The organism is Mesorhizobium japonicum MAFF 303099, assembly GCF_000009625.1.
Classification (GTDB): domain Bacteria; phylum Pseudomonadota; class Alphaproteobacteria; order Rhizobiales; family Rhizobiaceae; genus Mesorhizobium; species Mesorhizobium japonicum.
The window spans coordinates 5,932,023-5,950,915 of sequence record NC_002678.2 but is presented as its reverse complement, the minus strand read 5'-3'; the positions used below and the strand labels follow the sequence as shown (position 1 = coordinate 5,950,915).

Annotated in this window: 18 protein-coding genes; 16 read left to right on the top strand and 2 right to left on the bottom strand. The window is 65.0% G+C overall.

The genetic code is table 11. The features are described from left to right. Window positions 1–3: 3 nt before the first annotated feature. From pcaQ to MAFF_RS29380, 8 genes are all read left to right on the top strand, one after another. Window positions 4–921: a pca operon transcription factor PcaQ gene (pcaQ, locus tag MAFF_RS29415; protein ID WP_010914665.1), complete on the top strand. Its 918-nt coding sequence runs from the start codon at window positions 4–6 to the stop codon at window positions 919–921. A gap of 139 nt (window positions 922–1,060) precedes the next feature. Next, window positions 1,061–2,377 (top strand): ABC transporter substrate-binding protein, encoded by a 1,317-nt coding sequence (locus tag MAFF_RS29410; protein WP_044549615.1) that lies wholly within the window; start codon window positions 1,061–1,063, stop codon window positions 2,375–2,377. Between the two features lie 15 nt (window positions 2,378–2,392). Further along, window positions 2,393–3,136 (top strand): ABC transporter ATP-binding protein, encoded by a 744-nt coding sequence (locus MAFF_RS29405; protein WP_010914663.1) that lies wholly within the window; start codon window positions 2,393–2,395, stop codon window positions 3,134–3,136. Then, window positions 3,133–3,861, top strand: coding sequence for an ABC transporter ATP-binding protein (locus MAFF_RS29400; RefSeq protein WP_010914662.1), 729 nt, complete (start codon window positions 3,133–3,135; stop codon window positions 3,859–3,861). Before MAFF_RS29405 ends, MAFF_RS29400 begins: the two co-directional genes overlap by 4 nt. After that, a complete protein-coding gene (locus MAFF_RS29395; RefSeq protein WP_010914661.1) occupies window positions 3,858–4,754 on the top strand; it encodes a branched-chain amino acid ABC transporter permease in 897 nt (298 codons plus the stop codon). The genes MAFF_RS29400 and MAFF_RS29395 overlap by 4 nt, the downstream gene beginning before the upstream one ends. Then, entirely contained in the window at window positions 4,751–5,818 is a 1,068-nt protein-coding gene (locus tag MAFF_RS29390) for a branched-chain amino acid ABC transporter permease (RefSeq protein ID WP_010914660.1), read from the top strand. Before MAFF_RS29395 ends, MAFF_RS29390 begins: the two co-directional genes overlap by 4 nt. Window positions 5,819–5,820: 2 nt before the next feature. After that, a complete protein-coding gene (locus tag MAFF_RS29385) occupies window positions 5,821–6,606 on the top strand; it encodes a coniferyl-alcohol dehydrogenase (RefSeq protein WP_044551503.1) in 786 nt (261 codons plus the stop codon). Window positions 6,607–6,639: 33 nt separating this feature from the next. Then, a complete protein-coding gene (locus MAFF_RS29380; RefSeq protein WP_010914658.1) occupies window positions 6,640–8,085 on the top strand; it encodes an aldehyde dehydrogenase in 1,446 nt (481 codons plus the stop codon). A 30-nt stretch (window positions 8,086–8,115) separates the two neighbouring features. On the opposite strand, the gene MAFF_RS29375 is transcribed toward MAFF_RS29380, so the two are convergent. Continuing rightward, window positions 8,116–9,042, bottom strand: a complete 927-nt coding sequence (locus tag MAFF_RS29375; RefSeq protein WP_010914657.1) for an aldose 1-epimerase — start codon at window positions 9,040–9,042, stop codon at window positions 8,116–8,118. A gap of 61 nt (window positions 9,043–9,103) precedes the next feature. Between MAFF_RS29375 and MAFF_RS29370 the strand changes: the two genes are divergently transcribed. From MAFF_RS29370 to MAFF_RS29335, 8 genes are all read left to right on the top strand, one after another. Further along, entirely contained in the window at window positions 9,104–9,895 is a 792-nt protein-coding gene (locus tag MAFF_RS29370) for a FadR/GntR family transcriptional regulator (protein ID WP_010914656.1), read from the top strand. Next, the gene (locus tag MAFF_RS29365) at window positions 9,892–11,619 is read left to right on the top strand and encodes an IlvD/Edd family dehydratase (RefSeq protein ID WP_010914655.1); all 1,728 of its coding nucleotides are present in this window, start codon (window positions 9,892–9,894) and stop codon (window positions 11,617–11,619) included. Before MAFF_RS29370 ends, MAFF_RS29365 begins: the two co-directional genes overlap by 4 nt. An 11-nt stretch (window positions 11,620–11,630) precedes the next feature. Next, a complete protein-coding gene (locus MAFF_RS29360; protein ID WP_010914654.1) occupies window positions 11,631–12,407 on the top strand; it encodes an SDR family NAD(P)-dependent oxidoreductase in 777 nt (258 codons plus the stop codon). Between the two features lie 32 nt (window positions 12,408–12,439). Further along, window positions 12,440–13,438, top strand: a complete 999-nt coding sequence (araD1, locus tag MAFF_RS29355) for an AraD1 family protein (RefSeq protein WP_010914653.1) — start codon at window positions 12,440–12,442, stop codon at window positions 13,436–13,438. A 51-nt stretch (window positions 13,439–13,489) separates the two neighbouring features. Next, window positions 13,490–14,515, top strand: coding sequence for an ABC transporter substrate-binding protein (locus MAFF_RS29350; RefSeq protein WP_010914652.1), 1,026 nt, complete (start codon window positions 13,490–13,492; stop codon window positions 14,513–14,515). Between the two features lie 77 nt (window positions 14,516–14,592). Beyond that, complete coding sequence (locus tag MAFF_RS29345) at window positions 14,593–15,696, top strand: ABC transporter ATP-binding protein (RefSeq protein WP_010914651.1); 1,104 nt, start codon at window positions 14,593–14,595, stop codon at window positions 15,694–15,696. Beyond that, entirely contained in the window at window positions 15,693–16,565 is an 873-nt protein-coding gene (locus MAFF_RS29340) for an ABC transporter permease (protein ID WP_010914650.1), read from the top strand. Before MAFF_RS29345 ends, MAFF_RS29340 begins: the two co-directional genes overlap by 4 nt. Further along, window positions 16,562–17,362 carry an ABC transporter permease gene (locus tag MAFF_RS29335; protein ID WP_010914649.1) on the top strand — a complete coding sequence of 267 codons (801 nt, stop codon included), beginning with the start codon at window positions 16,562–16,564 and terminating at the stop codon, window positions 17,360–17,362. The genes MAFF_RS29340 and MAFF_RS29335 overlap by 4 nt, the downstream gene beginning before the upstream one ends. Before the next feature lie 25 nt (window positions 17,363–17,387). On the opposite strand, the gene MAFF_RS29330 is transcribed toward MAFF_RS29335, so the two are convergent. Further along, entirely contained in the window at window positions 17,388–18,791 is a 1,404-nt protein-coding gene (locus MAFF_RS29330; protein WP_010914648.1) for an FAD-binding oxidoreductase, read from the bottom strand. Window positions 18,792–18,893: the final 102 nt, after the last annotated feature.

Genomic DNA, 18,893 nt, shown 5'->3' with positions numbered 1-18,893 from the left:
TCCATGGCCGAGAGCCGCATCCGCTTTCGTCATCTGCAGGCATTCCTGGAAGTCGCGCGGCAGGGCAGCGTGGCCCGCGCCGCCGACTTCCTGCATGTCAGCGCACCGGCAGTGACCAAGACGTTGCGTGAGCTGGAAGAGGCGCTCGGTGTCGCCGTTGTCGAACGTGACGGGCGCGGTATCCGGGTCACAAGGCTTGGCGAGATCTTCCTCAGCCATGCTGGTTCGGCGATCACGGCGTTGAAGCGCGGCGTCGATTCCGTTCGCCAGGACGGCGCCATCAACCGCCATCCGATCCGCATCGGCGCGCTGCCGACCGTGTCGGCGAAGGTCATGCCCAAGGCCATGAGCCTGTTCCTCGGAGAAAATACCGGCGCGGCGATCAAGATCGTCACCGGCGAGAACGCCGTGCTGCTCGAGCAATTGCGCACCGGCGCGCTCGATCTTGTCGTCGGTCGGCTTGCGGCGCCCGAAAACATGACCGGCTTCTTCTTCGAGCATCTCTATTCCGAACAGGTGCTATTCGTGGTGCGGGCTGGACATCCGCTGCTCGAGCCGGGAGCGGATATCTTCGCGCGGCTCGATGAATTCCCGGTGCTGATGCCGACCCGGGAATCCGTCATCCGCCCCTTTGTCGATCGCCTGTTCATCACCAACGGCATGACGGCGCCGGCGACCGAGATCGAAACCGTCTCGGACTCCTTCGGTCGCTCCTTCATGCGGCAAAGCAATGCGGTGTGGATCATTTCGGCCGGCGTGGTCGCCAACGAGATCGCCAGCGGCGCCTTCGTAGCGCTGCCGGTCGACACCGAGGAAACCAAGGGTCCGGTCGGCCTGACGATGCGCACCGACACGGCGCCATCGCCGGCCTTCACCATCCTGCTGCAGACCATTCGCGAGGCGGCAAGGCCGGGCAAGTGAGGCGTCAGACTGTTCGGACCGGGCTCCGTCTCCTTCGAGTCCCCTAACCCCAGGGTTAATGAAACACCGCAAAATATCATTTTACCGAACCAAAACGCTGGTGCACTGTGCCTATGGAGGAGCACAGAGGGAGGAATGCATGACCTACGCTAACGGTAGCAAATCCAGTATTCGTGGCGTGTCGCGACGCCAGTTCATTGCCACCTCGATTGCCGGCGGCGCGGCGCTCGCGCTCGGCAGCAGCAAGGCTTTCGCCCAGGCAGGCGAAACGCTCAAGGTCGGCTTCGTCAGCCCGCGCACCGGGCCTCTGGCCGGCTTCGGCCAGACCGACGGCTATGTGCTCGACCTTGCCCGCAAGGCACTGGCCGGCGGCATCGATATCGGCGGCAAGAAATACAGCGTCGAAATCCTCGACCAGGACACGCAGTCGGACCCGTCACGCGCGGGCCAGCTCGCCAAGGACCTGATCAACAACCAAGCGATCGACCTGATGCTGGCGGTGTCGACGCCCGAGGTGATCAACCCGGTTGCCGATGCCTGCGAGGCAGCCGGGGTGCCGTGCCTGTCGACTGTCATGCCATGGGAAGCCTGGTATTTCGGCCGCGGCGCCAAGCCTGGCGCGCCCTCGCCGTTCAAATGGACCTATCATTTCGGCTTCGGCGTCGGCGAGTTCTTCAAAACCTACATCTCGCAATGGAACCTGATCGAGACCAACAAGAAGGTCGGCGTCATGTATCCCAACGACGCCGACGGCAACGCCATCCGCGCCAATCTGGCGCCGCTGCTGGCCAAGCAAGGTTTTACGATCGTCGATCCCGGCGCCTACGAGACCGGCACCACCGACTATTCCTCGCAGATCGCGCTGTTCAAGCAGGAAGGTGTCGAGATCTTCAACTCCTTCCCGATCCCGCCTGACTTTGCCGCCTTCTGGCGCCAGGCGGCACAGCAGGGGCTGATCAAGCAGATCAAGATCGCCCAGGTCGCCAAGACCGGTCTGTTCCCGTCCGACATCGAGGCGCTCGGCGACCTCGGCGTGAAGATTTCGAGCGCCGCCTACTGGCACAAGGCGTTCCCCTATAAGTCGCCGCTCACTGGCGTTTCGGGCACCGAGCTCGCCGACGGCTATGAGGCGGCGAGCGGCAAGCAGTGGACGCAGCAACTCGGCGCCTCGATGTCGCTGCTCGACGCCGGCTTCGAAGCGCTGAAGGCCAGCACCGACGCCAAGGACAAGGCGGCGGTGGCCAAGGCGCTGAGCACGCTCAAGACCGAGACGATGATCGGTAAGGTCGATTTCACCAGCGGCCCTGTTGCCAATGTCTCGCCCGGCCCGATCATCGGCACGCAATGGGTGGCCGCCAAGGAAGGCAGCAAATTCCCGCTCGACTATGTCGTGACCGAGAACGCCACCGATCCGAAAGTGCCGGTCGAAGCCAAGCTCCAGCCTTACAACGGCTGATGGACCGCTGACGAGGTGGTGACCCATCCGCAACAACAGGCTGTTCTCGCTGCCGCCGGCATCCACAAGCGCTTCGGCGCGCTTGTGGTGCTGGATGCGGTCGATTTCGCCATGGCGGCCGACGAGGCGGTCGGCATTGTCGGCCCGAACGGCGCCGGCAAGACGACACTGCTCAGCGTGCTTTCCGGCGCCTTTCCGCCGAGTGCGGGCACGGTCAGGTTCAAGGGCGATGACGTGACGTCGTTGCCGGCGACGCAGCGTTGCCGGCTCGGTCTGGTGCGCACGCATCAGGTGCCCAAACCATTCAGCGGCATGACCACTTTCGAGAATGTCTTCGTCGCGGCCTCGTACGGCGCCGGCCTCGGCCGCGACGAGGCCTATGAGGAAGCCCTCGGTTCGCTGAAACTGTGCGGCATGCTGGGTGTTGCCAACCGCCGCGCCGAGACGCTCGGACTGCTCGACCGCAAGCGGCTGGAGCTGGCGCGCGCGCTGGCGGCAAGGCCGACGCTGCTGCTGCTCGACGAGATCGGCGGCGGCCTGACCGACGGCGAAGCCGGCGAGCTTGTCGCCACGATCAAGGAATTGCGCCGCCGCAAGATCGGCATCGTCTGGATCGAGCACATCGTCCACATCCTGCTGCAGGTGGCCGAAAGGCTGATCTGCATGGATGCGGGAAAAATCATCGCCGATGGCGAGCCGCAGGCGGTGATGGCCGACCCGGAGGTCGTGCGCGCCTATCTCGGCGGAGGCCCGAAATGAACCTGCTGTCGGTCGAGAACCTGGTTGTCCGCCACGGCCTCTTACAGGCGGTGCGCGGCGTGAGCTTCACTGTCCAGCGCGGCGAAACGCTGGCGCTGGTCGGCGCCAACGGCGCCGGCAAGACGACGCTGCTCAGGGCGATCGCCGGCGCGCATCAACCGGCCGCCGGCCGCGTGCTGCTGGACAGCGCCGATCTCACCAACGTGCCGTCGCACAGGCGCGTCGGCATGGGCATCGCGCTGGTGCCGGAAGGGCGAAGACTGTTCGTACAGATGACGGTCGAAGAGAACCTTCTGCTCGGCAGGACCGCCGGCCGGCCGGGCGACTGGAGCGTCGACAATGTGCTCGAGATGTTTCCGAACCTGAAGCCGCGCCGCCATGCCAAGACGGGCCATCTCTCAGGCGGCGAGCAGCAGGCGACGGCGATCGGCCGGGCGCTGATGAGCAACCCGGACGTGCTTTTGCTCGACGAGGTTTCGCTCGGCCTGTCGCCGCTGATTGTCGACCGTGTCTACGCGGCCCTTCAAGGACTGATCGCTTCCGGCACGACCATCATTCTGGTCGAGCAGGATCTCAACCGCGCACTCGCTGTCTCCGACAGGGTGATCTGCATGCTCGAAGGGCGCGTGGCGCTTGAAGGGCCGAGCAAGGCGGTTTCGCGCGATGATGTGACGAAAGCCTATTTCGGCCTGCACCGGAAAAACCCCGGGAGCGTTCCGGCATGAGCAACCAGATCATCCAGGGCATCCTGCTTGGCGGCTACTATGCGCTGATCGCCTGCGGCCTGTCCTTCATGTTCTCGGTGATGCGCATCATCAACCTCGCCCATGGCAGCCTCGCCGTGTTCGCGGCCTTTGCGCTGTGGTGGCTGGCCTCGCGGTTCCATGTCTCGCCGTTTGTCGGCCTGCTCATCGTGCTGCCGCTGATGGCGGCGATCGGCTGGGCGCTGCAGCGCTTCTTGCTCGAGCGCAGCGCGCGCGGCGGTGCGCTGCTGCCGATCCTGACCACGTTTGGGCTGGCCATCGTCATCGACAACATGCTGTTCGAGCAGTTCGGCGCCGACACCCGCTCACTGGCACCCTATATCGGCAGCCTGTCCTATGATTCCTGGGAGTGGCCGGGCAGCATCTATGTCGGCAAGCTGGCCGTGATCATGTTCGCCACCGCCGTGATCCTGCTGGGAGGGCTGCAGCTGTTCCTCACCCGCACCCGGCTTGGCCGCTCGATCCGCGCAACGTCGGAAGATTCCGACACGGCCGGCCTGGTCGGCGTCGATGCGCGTCGCGCCAATGCCATAGCCGCTTCCATCGCCATGGTCACGGTCGGCCTTGCCGGCGCGTTCCTGGGCATGCGCGCCACCTTCGATCCCTATGCCGGCGCGCCGCAACTGCTGTTCGCTTTCGAAGCCGCAGTGATCGGCGGCGCCGGTTCGCTGTGGGGCACGCTGGTCGGCGGCATCGTGCTGGCGCTTGCGCAGACACTTGGCGCGCAAGTGCATCCGCAAGGCTTTCTGATCGGCGGCCACACGGTGTTCCTCGTCGTGCTCTTCGTGCGGCTGTCCACGTCGGGCCTTGGCCTGCGCGGCCTGTTGCGCCTTCCTTCCCGGAGCGCGTCATGAGTGCGGTTTCGTCCTCGCCGGTCATCGAGCGCGGCACGGCGGCGTCGCGGATCGCGGCGATTGCGGTTGCGATCATCATCGCGCTGCTGGCCGCCGCGCCGCAGTTCCTGTCGGCGGGCGCGGTCGATCGCATGACGGCATTGTTCATCTATGTGATCCTGGCGGCGATGTGGAACGCTCTGGCCGGCTTCGGCGGCCTGGTTTCCGTCGGCCAGCAGGTGTTCTTCGGGCTCGGCGCCTATTTCGCCATCCGACTGGCCGATGCCGGCCTCAACCCTTTCGCCTCGCTTTTCGTTTCGGCGATCATTGTCGGCCTTGTCTCCTGGCCGCTGTCGCTGTTCATGCTGCGGCTGAGGAACGGCGAGTTCGCCATCGGCATGTGGGTGATCGCGGCGCTGACGCATCTCCTGGTCAATCTCGACCGGCTGGTGCAAGGAGAAACCGGCACGTCGCTGATCTCGCTCAACGTCTATGATGCCGGCACCAGGCGGGTGGCGATCTACTGGTTGGCGCTGGGCTCAATGACCGCCCTGCTGGCGATCCTGTTCGGCCTGCTGCGCGGCAGCACGGGGGCCGCTATCCGCGCCATCCGCGACAATGAGGATGCCGCAGCCTCGGTCGGCGTGCGCGTCACCGGCACCAAGCGGCTTTTGTTCGTGCTTGCCGCCTTCGGCATTGGAGTTGCCGGCGCTTTGTGGCTGGCGACCTCCGTCACCTTCCAGCCGAAAACCTACTTCAACGTGCAGTGGACCGCCTACATGATCTTCATTTTGCTGGTCGGCGGCATCGGCACGTTCGAGGGCGCCATTCTCGGCGCGCTGGTGTTCTTCCTTATCGAAACCTGGTTCGGCGGCACCGGTGTCTGGTACCTCGTCGGCCTCGGCGCCACCGCCGTGCTGTTCTCGCTTTTCCTGCCGCGCGGCCTGTGGGGAACGATCGAGGAGCGCTTTGGCCTGCGCCTGCTGCCGGTCGGCTACCGCGTCAGGCTTCCGGGGAATGCTCGGGCCGACAAAGGCACCGACCCTTCGCCGGAGCGAACCACTCTTGATCAGGAGAAGGCATGACCATGCTTCTTGGCAAGACGATCCTCATCACCGGCGTCGCTTCCGGCATCGGCGCGCGCACGGCGGAACTCGCCGGCCAGCTTGGCGCGGATGTGATCGGCGTGGATGTCCGTGAGCCGGCGGCAGCGGCGGGCAGTTTCGTCAAGGCCGATATTTCGTCGAAGGCCGGCGTCGACGAGTTGGTCGCGCGCCTGCCGCAGCGCATCGATGCGCTGTGCAATGTCGCCGGCCTGTCCGGCAACACCGGCGCGGCAGCGACGCTGGCCGTCAACTTCTTCGGGCTGCGGGCGCTTTCGGAAAGCCTCGCTCCCAGACTTCGCGAAGGCGGTGCCATCGTCAATGTCGCGTCGATCGCCGGCTATGGCTGGCGCGCCAATCTCAACCGTGCGGCCTCGATGGTCGGCATCGAGGGTTTCCCGGATGTCGCCAAGGTGGTCGCCGACCACGCGGTCAAGAACGAGGAAGGCTATCCCGTCTCGAAGGAACTGCTCCTGCTGTGGACCTTCCGCGCGGCGCATCAGGATCTGTTCAAGAGCCGTGGCATCCGCGTCAATGCGGTGAGTCCCGGACCGGTCGAGACGCCTATCCTGAAACAATTCCGCACAGTGCTTGGCGATGCGCGCGTCGACAGCGACATTGCCAGGGTCGGACGAGCCGGCACATCGGGCGATATAGCGCCTGTCGTGCTGTTCCTATGCTCGGACGGCGCGCGCTGGGTCAACGGCGCCAACGTGCCGGTCGACGGCGGCCTCGAAGCATCGATCAACGCCGAAGGGCTCGGCTTCTAATTGCGAAGCTCCACCGGAGCGAGGGAGACAATCATGGATATCGGACTTCTGATCGACGGCGACAAAAGGGATGCGTCCGGCGCGGCCGCCTACGAGCGTCTGGACCCGTTCACCGGCAAGCTGGCAACGCGCGCCGCAGCCGCCAGCGTTGCCGACGCCAACGCTGCCGTGGAAGCCGCCGCCGCCGCCTTTGCGACCTGGTCGAAGACCGGGCCTGGCGAGCGCCGCGCCTTGCTTTCCAGGGCGGCCGACGTGATGGCCTCCAAGGTCGGCGAATTCACCAAATTGATGATGGAAGAGACCGGCGCCACCGCTCCCTGGGCCGGCTTCAACGTCATGCTGGCGGCCAACATGCTGCGCGAGGCAGCGGCAATGACGACGCAGATTTCGGGCGAGATCATTCCTTCCGACAAGCCGGGCACGCTCGCCATGGCGATCCGCCAGCCGGCCGGCGTGTGTCTCGGCATCGCGCCGTGGAACGCGCCGGTCATTCTCGGCACCCGTGCCATCGCCATGCCGATCGCCAGCGGCAACACGGTGGTGCTGAAGGCCTCGGAAATGTGCCCGGGCACGCATCGGCTGATCGGCCAGGTGCTGGTCGAAGCCGGCCTGCCCAAGGGCGTCATCAATGTCGTCACCAACGACCCCAAGGATGCCGCTGCAATCGTCGAGGCGCTGGTCGCGCATCCCTCGGTCAAGCGCGTCAACTTCACCGGCTCGACCAAGGTCGGCCGGATCATCGCCGAGCTCGCCGGCCGGCATCTGAAGCCAGCGCTCCTCGAACTCGGCGGCAAGGCGCCGCTGCTGGTTCTGGACGACGCCGCCATCGACGCGGCGGTCAATGCGGCGACCTTCGGCGCCTTCATGCATCAGGGCCAGATCTGCATGTCGACCGAGCGGCTGATCGTCGACGAGAGGATTGCCGACGAATTCGTTTCCAAGCTGGCCGCCCGTGCCTCGCAGCTGCCGGCCGGGGATCCGCGCGGCCATGTCGTGCTGGGCTCGCTGATCAGCAGCCAGGCGGCCGACAAGATGGAGGAACTCATCGCCGACGCTGTCGCCAAGGGCGCCAAGCTTGTCGCTGGCGGTAAGCGGACGGGGACCGTGGTGGAAGCAACGCTGCTCGACCATGTGACGCCGGCCATGCGCGTCTATGCCGAAGAATCCTTCGGCCCGGTCAAGCCGGTGATCCGGGTGAAGGATGAGGACGAAGCCGTGCGCGTCGCCAACGATACGGAATACGGCCTGTCGTCAGCGGTGTTCAGCCGCGACATCAAACGCGCCATGGCGGTCGCCGCGCGCATCGAGGCCGGCATCTGCCACATTAACGGCCCGACCGTCGGCGACGAGGCGCAGATGCCGTTCGGCGGCGTCAAGGGCTCGGGCTATGGCCGCTTCGGCGGCAAGGCCTCGATCGCCGAATTCACCGATTTGCGCTGGGTGACGATCGAGGATCCCGGCCAGCACTATCCGTTCTAGCCGGCCTCGTCTCGCGGTTGGCAATGAAGATCAAACGGCCAGGGACGGCGTGAAGCGAATGCTGGCGGATCGCGTCAGACCGGGCGCCAGTACGATGCAGCCAGTGTCGATGCGGCCGCCCGTGCGGTTGAAGGCATCGGTGATGTTGCTGACCGGCTCGGCGCAAAAGAATGGCTCGCCGGGCGGCGTGTAGAGGACAAGGAAATCGAGCGGCGCCTCGGCCTCGATGTCCAGTCGCCGTCCGTGTTCGGGCCAGGATATCCGGGCGCGGCGCGCCCATCCGGTGAAAACCGTGTCGAAGTCCACTTCCGATACGTCGAAACCGATGGACGGGTCGGCTCCTACCGGCGGCAGGACATGCCGGACGGGCAGGACCTCCGTGTCCGTCTCCCACATGCCCGACACCGGCGCCTGAACATGCGCCCACGGCGTCGACGGGAAATAGGGATGAAGGCCGAAGCCAACCGGCATCGGTGCGTCCGACAGGTTGCGTACCTTGATGGTCACGCAAAGCCTGCCGTCAGCCAGTGTTATCTCTTGCTCGGCTTCATAGCTCCATGGCCAGGAATCGGCGGCGTGGCGATAGCGCAGGACGATCGTGCTGGCTTCGTGTCTGACGACCACCCAAGGCCGACGCCAGCCATGACCATGCTCATGGTGTGGATCGTCGGCAGTCGTCGGAAGCTGGATGGTGCGTCCCGCGAACTCGAACCGGCCGCCCCTTATGCGGTTGGAATAGGGAACGAGCGGGAAGCAGGCCATGGCGCCGGCATCGCGGCCGCGGATCGCCCCCGGATCGGCCGGGCGTAACCAATCCAGAGCGGCGCCATTGCGCCACCATCGATACGACGCCAGCGCACCGCCAGCGGCCGGAGCAATGTCGACCGTCGCGATGCCGTCGCTGATCGAGACCAGTTCCGTGTGCTGCGGGGCAACCGCAGCGAAATTCTTTGTCATCGGTGCTCCCCCGTCCCTTGACTCCAATCGCCATGGCGATAAGACATATCATATGAATAGTATGAAGAATAAGAAATCCTTTAGCGCGGCACGGACGTCGCGGGTTGCCGTGGCGGTTTCCAGCGGCTCCACCGCACTGCACGCAACCGTCGTCGAGCAGATCGGCCTGCGCATCGTGCAGGGCGACTTCCTGCCCGGCGAAGCGCTGCCCAATGCCGACGATTCCAGCGAAATGCTGGGGGTCAGCCGCACGGTGCTGCGCGAGGCGATCAAGGTGCTGGCCGGCAAGGGGCTGGTCGAATCGCGGCCGAAGACCGGCACGCGCGTGCGCCCACGCTCCGACTGGAACTTCCTCGATCCGGACGTGCTGTCGTGGCGCTACGCCGGCGGTGTCAGCGCCGACGATGTGCGGGCACTGTTCGAACTGCGCCGCGCCATCGAGCCAATGTCGGCAGCACTTGCCGCCCAGCGCGCCACGCCGGCACAGATTGCCGAGATCCATGCGGCACTGGCCGAAATGGAAGCGGTGAGCGACGATGGCGACCGCTTCGCCAAGCCCGATCTGGTGTTCCACCAGACGATCCTGCGCATGACCGGCAATGAGCTGATCGGCTCGTTGGCGGCACTGGTCGAAACCGCACTGGTAATGAGCTTTCGCCTCTCCAACGACAATCCGGAAGGCCAGCGCCATTCCTTGCCGCTGCATCGCGAGGTGGCCGAGAAGATTGCCGCAGGCGACGCCGCCGGCGCGCAAAAGGCACTTTTGGTGCTCATCGACAATGCCGAGGACGACGTGCGCCGCAGCGTCGAGAACCGCAACAAACGCCGCACCGATCGGGGCCAGCAATCGTGACCGACACCAAACGCAAACTGCGGTCCGAAGCCTGGTTCGGCGGTGAAGGCAAGAACGCCTTCATGCACCGCAGCTGGATGAAGAACCAGGGCATCCCGGCCGATGCTTTCGACGGCCGCCCGGTGATCGGCATCTGCAACACATGGTCGGAGCTGACGCCGTGCAACGCGCATCTGCGGGCGCTGGCCGATCACGTCAAGCGCGGCGTCTACGAGGCCGGGGGCCTGCCGCTCGAATTTCCGGTGATGTCGCTCGGTGAGAGCAACATGCGCCCCACAGCCATGCTGTTTCGCAATCTGGTCAGCATGGATGTAGAGGAATCCATCCGCGGTAACCCCATCGACGGCGTCATCCTGCTGGTGGGCTGCGACAAGACCACGCCGGCGCTCTTGATGGGGGCCGCCTCGTGCAATTTGCCGACCATCACCGTTTCCGGCGGGCCGATGCTCAACGGCAAGTTCCGCGGGCATGATATCGGCTCGGGCACCCATGTCTGGAAATTCGCCGAGGAAGTGAAGGCCGGTCGCATGCCGGTCGCCGACTTCCTCGCCGCGGAACAGGGCCAGAGCCGGTCGGCCGGCAGTTGCATGACCATGGGCACGGCCTCGACCATGGCCAGCATGGTGGAAGCGCTCGGCATCGGCATGCCGGACAACGCCGCGATCCCGGCCGTGGATTCGCGCCGTGGCGTGCTCGCCCAGATGGCTGGACGCCAGATCGTCGAGCTGGTCCGCCGGGACGTGAAAATTTCGGACATCCTCACAAGGCAAGCCTTCGAGAACGCCATTCGCGTCAATGGCGCGATCGGCGGCTCGACCAATGCGGTGCTGCATCTGATCGCCATCGCCAACCGGGTCGGTGTCGACCTCAGCCTTGAAGACTGGGACCGCCTTGGCCGCGACGTTCCAACCATTGTCGACCTGATGCCGTCGGGCCGGTTCCTGATGGAAGATTTCTACTATGCCGGGGGGCTGGCTGCGGTCATGGCGTCGCTTGATGAAGTGGGGCTTCTTCATCGCGACGTCATGACCGTCAGCGACAAGACGATCGGCGCGTTGATCGACGGAGCGCCCAACTACAACCGCGAGGTCATCCGGCCGCTGAGCGAACCTTTGACCGACCAAGGCGGCATCTCGATCCTGCGCGGCAATCTGGCGCCCAACGGCGCGGTCATCAAGCCGTCGGCGGCAACGCCCGAACTGATGCAGCATCGCGGCAAGGCCGTCGTGTTCGAGGACATCGAGCACTACTACGCCCGCATCGACGATCCAGAGCTGGATATCGACGCCTCCTCGGTGATGGTGCTGAAAAATTGCGGGCCGCGCGGCTATCCCGGCATGGCCGAGGTCGGCAACATGCCGCTGCCGGCGAAGCTGCTCAAGCAGGGCGTCTCCGACATGGTGCGCATCTCGGATGCACGCATGAGCGGCACGGCCTACGGCACGGTGGTGCTGCATATCGCGCCAGAGGCCGCGGCCGGTGGCGTGCTCGCCCTGGTGCGCGACGGGGATCTGATCGAGCTCGACGTCGCCGGCCGCCGCTTGGAGCTTTTGGTGTCGGACGAGGAACTGGCGATCCGTCGCCGCGACTGGAAGCCGCCGGCGCCGCCCGAAGGCGGATATCAGAGCCTCTATGTCGAGCGCGTGCTGCAGGCCGACAAGGGCTGCGATTTCGACTTTCTCGTCGGCCGGCGCGATGCCGGCATCCCCCGGCATTCCCATTAGAGAGGCGCGCGATGACGGATGAAATCGGCTACGCCATCTACCCAAGCCTCAAGGGCCGCAGCGTCTTCATAACCGGCGGCGGCAGCGGCATCGGCGAAAGCCTGGTGCGCCATTTTTGCGCGCAAGGCAGCCGCGTCGCCTTCGTCGATCTGTCGGAAGAGCCTTCCAGGCATCTGGTCGAGGCGATCGCGGCCGAAGGACACCCAGCGCCGCTGTTTATTCCGTGCGATCTGCGCGATGTCGAGCAGTTGCAGGCGGCAACCGCGCAAGCGATGCAGCACAATGGCCCGATCCAGGTGCTGTGCAACAATGCCGGCAACGATGACCGCCATCAAACCAAGGACGTGACGGTCGCCTACTGGGACGACCGCATGGCGGTCAATCTGCGCCACCAGTTCTTCGCCGCGCAGGCGGTGCGACCGCAGATGAGCGCGCAGGGTGGTGGCTCGATCATCAATTTCGGCTCCATCACCTGGATGGTCGGCGATCCCGATTGTCCGGCCTATGTCACCGCGAAGGCCGCTGTCTACGGCATGACGCGGGCGCTGGCCCGCGAACTTGGCCCCGAGCGCATCCGAGTCAACTGCATGGTGCCGGGCTGGGTGATGACCGAGCGCCAGATGCGGCTGTGGCTCAATCCGGCTGGTGAACGCCAGATCGCGGAAAGGCAGTGCCTGCCCGACCGGCTGCAGCCCGCCGACATCGCGCGCATGGCGCTGTTCCTCGCCGCCGACGACAGCCGCATGTGCACGAGCCAGCAGTTCATCGTCGATGCGGGCTGGGTGTGACCCATACGGCTCCAAGGGAAGAAGGGTATTTCATGCGTCTCGTTCAGTACAGAATGCCGGATGGCAGCAGGCGGGTCGGCCGCGTCTCCGACGACGACAATCATCTGCACCCGCTCGACAAGACCGGCAGCGTGCTGGAGCTCGCCGAAGCCGCGATCGCCGAGGACATGTCCATCGCGTCGCTGGTCGAGAAGCGCACGGCCGCTGCAACGATCGACTATGACGCGTTGCTGCGCAATGGCCGCGTTCTGGCCCCCGTCGACCATCCGGAGCCTGCGCGCTTCCTGGTCACCGGAACCGGCCTGACCCATACCGGAAGTGCCGCCGCGCGCAACCAGATGCATGTTCTGACCCATGGCGACGGTGCCGAGGAATCGGATTCGCTAAAAATCTTCCGCATGGGGCTGGAGGGCGGCAAGCCTGGCGCCGGCAAGATCGGCATCCAGCCTGAGTGGTTCTTCAAGGGCGTCGGCACCTGCGTTGTGCCGCCCGGAGCGCCGCTGCCGATGCCGGCATTCGCGAAAGCCGGGGCCGAGGAAGCCGAGATCGTCGGGCTTTATCTCAATGGGCCGGACGGCCATCCCTATCGCATCGGCTATGCGCTCGGAAACGAATATTCCGACCATGTGACGGAGGGCGAGAACTACCTCTACCTCGCGCATTCGAAGCTTCGCTCCTGTTCGATCGGGCCCGAGCTGCTGATCGGCGACCTGCCCGAAGAAGTTCGGGGCCATTCCCGCATCCTGCGCGACGGCACCGTTATCTGGGAACAGGAGTTCCTGTCGGGCGAAGCGCACATGTCGCACTCGATCGCCAATCTCGAGCACTTCCATTTCCGCTACCCGATGCACCGCCGGGCGGGCGACCTGCACGCCTATTTCTTCGGCGCGGCGGTGATGAGTTACGCCTCCGGCATCAAGACGGCTTCCGGCGACGAGTATGAAATCCAGGCACAGGCATTCGGCAAGCCACTGCGCAACCGGATGGTGTCGGTGCCGGACGAGGGACTGGTCACCGTCACCCCGCTGTGACGGCAGAGGTCCGAAATCACGGTCCACCAGAACGACAATGGGAGATTAAAAATGGGACTGAAGAAAGCCTTTCTAAGACTAGCGACAATCGGCCTCGGCATCGGCCTGATGACATCGGCGGCGCTGGCCGCGAACCTTCGGGTGCTTGCGTGGGACGGCTATGCCGATCCGGACTGGGTGAAGGATTTCACCGCGGCAACCGGCATCGGCGTCGATGTCGTCTTCATCGGCAGCGATGACGAGATCTGGGCCAAGATCAAGGGCAGCGAAGGCCAGGATTTCGATGTCTTCGCCGTCAACACCGCCCAGCTGCAGCGCTACATCAAGGCCGATCTGGTGTCGCCGATCGACATCACCAAGCTGTCGAACCAGAAGGAGGTGCTGCCGCGCTTCCGCGATCTATCGCAGGTCAGCGGCGACACCAAGGACGGCAAGGTCTACGGCATTCCGTTCTGCTTCGATTCCATCGGGCTGATCTACGACACGGACAAGGTCAAGCCGGCGCCGACCTCGATGTCGGTGCTGTGGGATCCGGCCTACAAAGGCAAGGTCCTGGCCTACGACAATGGCGAGCACAATTTCTCGTTCACCGCTCTGACGCTTGGCTACAAGGATCCGTTCAATCTCGACGCGGAGCAGATGGCGGCGGTCAAGGCCAAGCTGGTCGAACTCAAGCGCAATGTGCTGAGCTTCTACACCACCGCCGACGAGGCGCAGCAGATCTACCAGAACAATGACGTTGCCCTGATCTGGGCCAATTATGGCCAGCAGCAGGTCAAGGCGCTGCAGAAGATCGGCGCCCATGTCGCCTACGTCAATCCGAGTGAAGGCGCTCTGGCCTGGCTCGACAATTGGGTGATCTCCAAGGGCGTGCGCGACAATGCGGCGGCCGAGAAATGGATCGACTTCATGCTGACGAAGAAGGTCAGCGGCGAGCTTTCCGAGCGTACCGGTTTCGGCAACACCGTGGTCGAGTCAAGCAGCGCCGGCAGCAACGACAAGCTGGTCTGGCTCAACAATGTCGAGGACCCGCTGAAGCGGTCCGACATGTGGAACGAGATCAAGGCGACGCCCTGATCCTTTCCGCAGCCCGACCTAAAAGGACCCGGCGGTCCGGACGTTCCGGACCGCCGCAGCGTATGCGAGAATAGCTAATGAGCCAGAACACCGACCTGCTGACGCTGCGGTCCGTCTCGAAATCCTACGGCACGGTTCCCGTGCTGCACGACATCGACCTGTCTATCCGGGACGGTGAGTTCCTGACCGTTCTTGGACCGTCGGGCTCGGGCAAGACCACGGTCTTGCGGCTGATCGGCGGGCTGGAGCCGCTGACCGCGGGCGAGATCCGCCTCGACGGCCAGGACATCAGCCGCATGCCGATCAACAAGCGGCCGTTCAACACCGTGTTCCAGGACTATGCGTTGTTCCCGCATATGACCGTTTCCGGCAATGTCGGCTACGGTCTGTCGGTGCGCCATGTCCAGCGCAAGGAGATTGCGCGCCGTGTCTCGGAAGCGCTGGAGCTGGTGCAACTCGGGCCCTTCGCCGACCGCTTTCCGGCACAGCTTTCCGGCGGCCAGCGCCAGCGCGTCGCGCTCGCCCGAGCGCTGATCTGCCAGCCGCGCCTGATCCTGCTCGACGAGCCGCTCGCCGCGCTCGACCTCGAACTGCGCCGGCAGATGCAGGAGTTCCTGAAATCCATCCAGCGCGAGATCAAGACCACCTTCCTTTTCGTCACCCATGACCAGGAAGAAGCGATCGCCATGGCCGACCGGATCTGCGTCATGCAGGCCGGTCATATCCGCCAGCTCGGCACGCCGCACGAGCTTTACTACAAGCCGAATTGCGAGTTCGTGGCGCGCTTCTTCGGCGAGAACAATCTGGTGGCCGGAAAGCTCGGCCCCGTCCAGGGCGAGCAGCGGCCGATCGAGACCGCACTTGGGCGACTGATCTGTTCGATCAGCGACCAGCCGCATTTGAAGGCCGCGCCAGACGGCGCGAGCGCCTTCGCGGCGTTCCGGCCCGAGGCCTTGCATCTCGCGGACTCCACGGACGGCGACAACCGCTTTTCCGGCACCATCGCCGATCTGGCCTTTGCCGGCTCGTCGACCGTCGCCACGATCACGGCGGGTGCGGACAATGCCGCGCAGCGGCTGCGGCTGCGAACCCCAAGCCGGATCGACGGCGGCGCGCTGAGATCCGGCGAGACGGTTTCGCTTTCGTTTGCGCCGCATGAAGGCCATCTGGTGATGGCATGAGCGCGGGCGTCACGACACAGCCCGCGGAAAGGCGTTTGTCGCTGCTGGTGACCGTGCTGGCTTTCGCCCTGCCGGTGATCTTCGTCCTGGTGCCGCTGGCGATCTTCCTGGTCTACAGTTTCTTCAGCGTCGACCAGGGCACGATCGTCTACACGCCGACGCTCGGCAACTATGTCCGGTTCTTCACCGATCCGATCTTCCTGCCGGTGTTCTGGAACACCATCGTGCTGTGCGTGTCGGTCGCCGTCATCTGCATCCTGCTCGCCTATCCCGCTGCCTATTTCCTGACGACGCTGATAGGGCGGTGGCGCTACGCCTTGCTGATGCTGCTTCTGGTGCCGCTGCTGATGAGCTACGTCATCAAGATCTACGCGATCCGCAGCATCCTCGGCCTCAACGGCTTCCTCAACAAGGCGCTGGTGGCAATCGGCATCCTGCAGCAGCCGTCGACGCTTTTCGTGTTCAACATGAACGCCATCCTGTTGACGCTTAGCCTGCTTTTGATCCCCTTCGCGATCCTGCCGATCTTCCTGTCGCTGGAGCGGATACCGCAGACCTTGCTGCGTGCCTCCGACGATCTTGGCGCGAGCGGCTTGCAGACGTTCCTGCGCATCACCTTGCCGCTCAGCCTGCCCGGCGTCGCGTCGGCGGCAAGCTTCGTCTTCGTGCTGGCGATCGGCGATTTCCTGACGCCGCAGATGGTCGGCGGAATCAGCGGCTTCACCTTCGGCCGCATCCTCTATAGCCAGTTCGGCACGGCCTACAACTGGCCGTTCGGCGCCGCACTGTCGGTAGCGCTGGCGATCGTGGTGATCTGCGCCATCCTCATCGGCGAACGGTTCGGGCGCAGCCGGGGGACGTCGGTATGAACGACCTGCCCCGCCCCTCCACCATCTTCCTGGCCGCGATCACAACGCTGGTCGCGGTGCTGCTCTACAGCCCGCTCTTCGTGCCGATCGTGTCGTCGTTCTTCACCATCTCGCACGGCGATGTCGACTGGTCGTCACCGACCCTCTCGACCTATTGGGCTCTGGCCGAAAACCACGACATCCTGACTGCCCTGCGCACCACGCTGATCGTCGGCCTGTGCACCGTCGTGCTCTCGGTGGTCAGCGGCACGCTGCTGGCGCTCTACTATCACGGCCGCCGCTCGGGACGCTCGATCTTGCAGTTCATCATCTTCCTACCGTTCCTGATGCCGCCGATCATCAGCGGCCTGGCTCTGCTGATCTTCTTCCGCGAGATCGGCCTCGAGCGTTCGCTGCTAACGGTCGTCATCGGCCATACGGTCTTCGTGCTGGCGATCGTCTATCGCACCGTGCTGATGCGGCTGCAGTCGATGAGCCGCACGCTGGTCGAAGCGTCCTACGATCTCGGCGCGACCGGCTGGCAGACCTTCTGGCGCATCATCCTGCCGAACCTGTCGAGCGCCATGGTCGGCGGCGCCGTCCTGGCCTTCGCGCTGTCGTTCGACGAGACGATGATCACCATCCTGGTCACCGGCACGCAAAGCACGCTGCCGGTCCGGCTGTGGGCGATGATGCGGCTTGGCTTCTCGCCCGACATCAATGCGCTGGTCGCCTTGATCCTTATGTTCACCGTGCTGCTCTGCGTGCTTGCCGCCCGTTTTCTGATCCCCAGGCAGATGGCGACGGAGCGGAGCTGACTGCCGGCCTACAGGACGACATTTGTCATCGGGGGACGGCAGCTGGATCGAGGTCGAAGACACGTCCCGGATTAAGGATGTTCTTCGGGTCGAGCGCCGTCTTCAGCCGCCGCATCGTGGCGATCTCGGCGTCGCTGCGCACCAGATGCAGCCACTGTTTCTTATCGAGGCCGATGCCATGCTCGGCCGAAACGCCGCCTCCGGCCGCCGCCACGCCGCGATAGACGATGCCGTAGGCGGCCGCCGGATCCGCCGTCAGCACCTGATAGTGCAGATTGCCGTCGCCGAGATGGCCGAAGACATAGATGTCGGCGCTGGGATCGACGGCATGGATGGCGGCGTCGGCTTCTTGCAGGAACGCGCCCATGCGCGCCAGCGGGATGCTGATGTCGACGCCGATCAGGCCTTTGATCGAAAACAGAACGCGATTGGCGTCCTCCCGCACGTCCCAGAGCGCCCGGAATTCACGCGGCGACTGCGAGACGACGACATCGTCGACCACGCCATCCTCGACCGCCTGCATGAGAACCTCGGCGAAGCGCTCGCCGTCGCGCTCGGGCTCGTTGCCCTGGATTTCGGCCAGCACATAGACGGGTGAGCCCACAGGCAACGGCGCGGGCATGGCCATGCTGGCAGCCATCACGTCATAGAGCGGTGCGAAATTCACCTCATAGGCCGACAATAACGGACCGAGCCTTTGCCGCAGCAGTCCGAGCAAGGCGATCGCCGCGTCGAGCGAAGCGAGCGCGCAGAAGGCGTTCACCTCGGAGGCCGGCTTCGGATGCAGCCGGAGCGCGGCGCGGGTGACGACGCCGAGCGTCCCTTCCGCGCCGATGAAGAGTTGGCCGAGGTCGTAGCCGGAATTGTCCTTGGGCAGGCCCTTCAGCGAGGACAGCACGCTGCCGTCGGCCAGCACGGCCTCCAGCCCAAGCACCTGTGCGCGGTACATGCCATAACGCAGCACGCGGATGCCGCCGGCATTGGTGGCGATGTTGCCCCCGACCGTAGCCGAGCCGCGCGCGCCGATATCGACACCGAACATCAGCCCGGCGTCGTCGGCCGCCTCCTGCACCGCCTGCAGCGTCGCACCCGCTTCGGCGACAATACTGGCGGCTTGGGTGTCCGGAGCGGCGAGGCCGCTCATACGCTCCAGCGACAGCACGATCTCGCCGGGCTGGACCCGCGTGCCGCCGGCCAGCCCGGTGCGTCCGCCCTGGACGACGACCGGCTGGCCGACAGCGTGGCAGCCGGCGAGCGCTGCCGCGACACCAACGGCATCGCGCGGACGCAGCACCACTTCGGGCAGTACGCCAAGCTTGCCGTCGGGATCGTCGCGATAGCGCTGGTCGACATCGGAACCGGCAAGCACGCCGCCCGCGCCCAGCCGATCGCCAAGGGCGGAGAGAAGCCGTTGCGTTTCAGGCGACATCGGGCTCAGGCGCCTGCGTGGCGAAGCGCGTCGTCCGCGTCCCGCGACCGGATGGGCCGATGAGTATTTCCGTCCGACACGCTCGCCATCCTTCAATTGCAG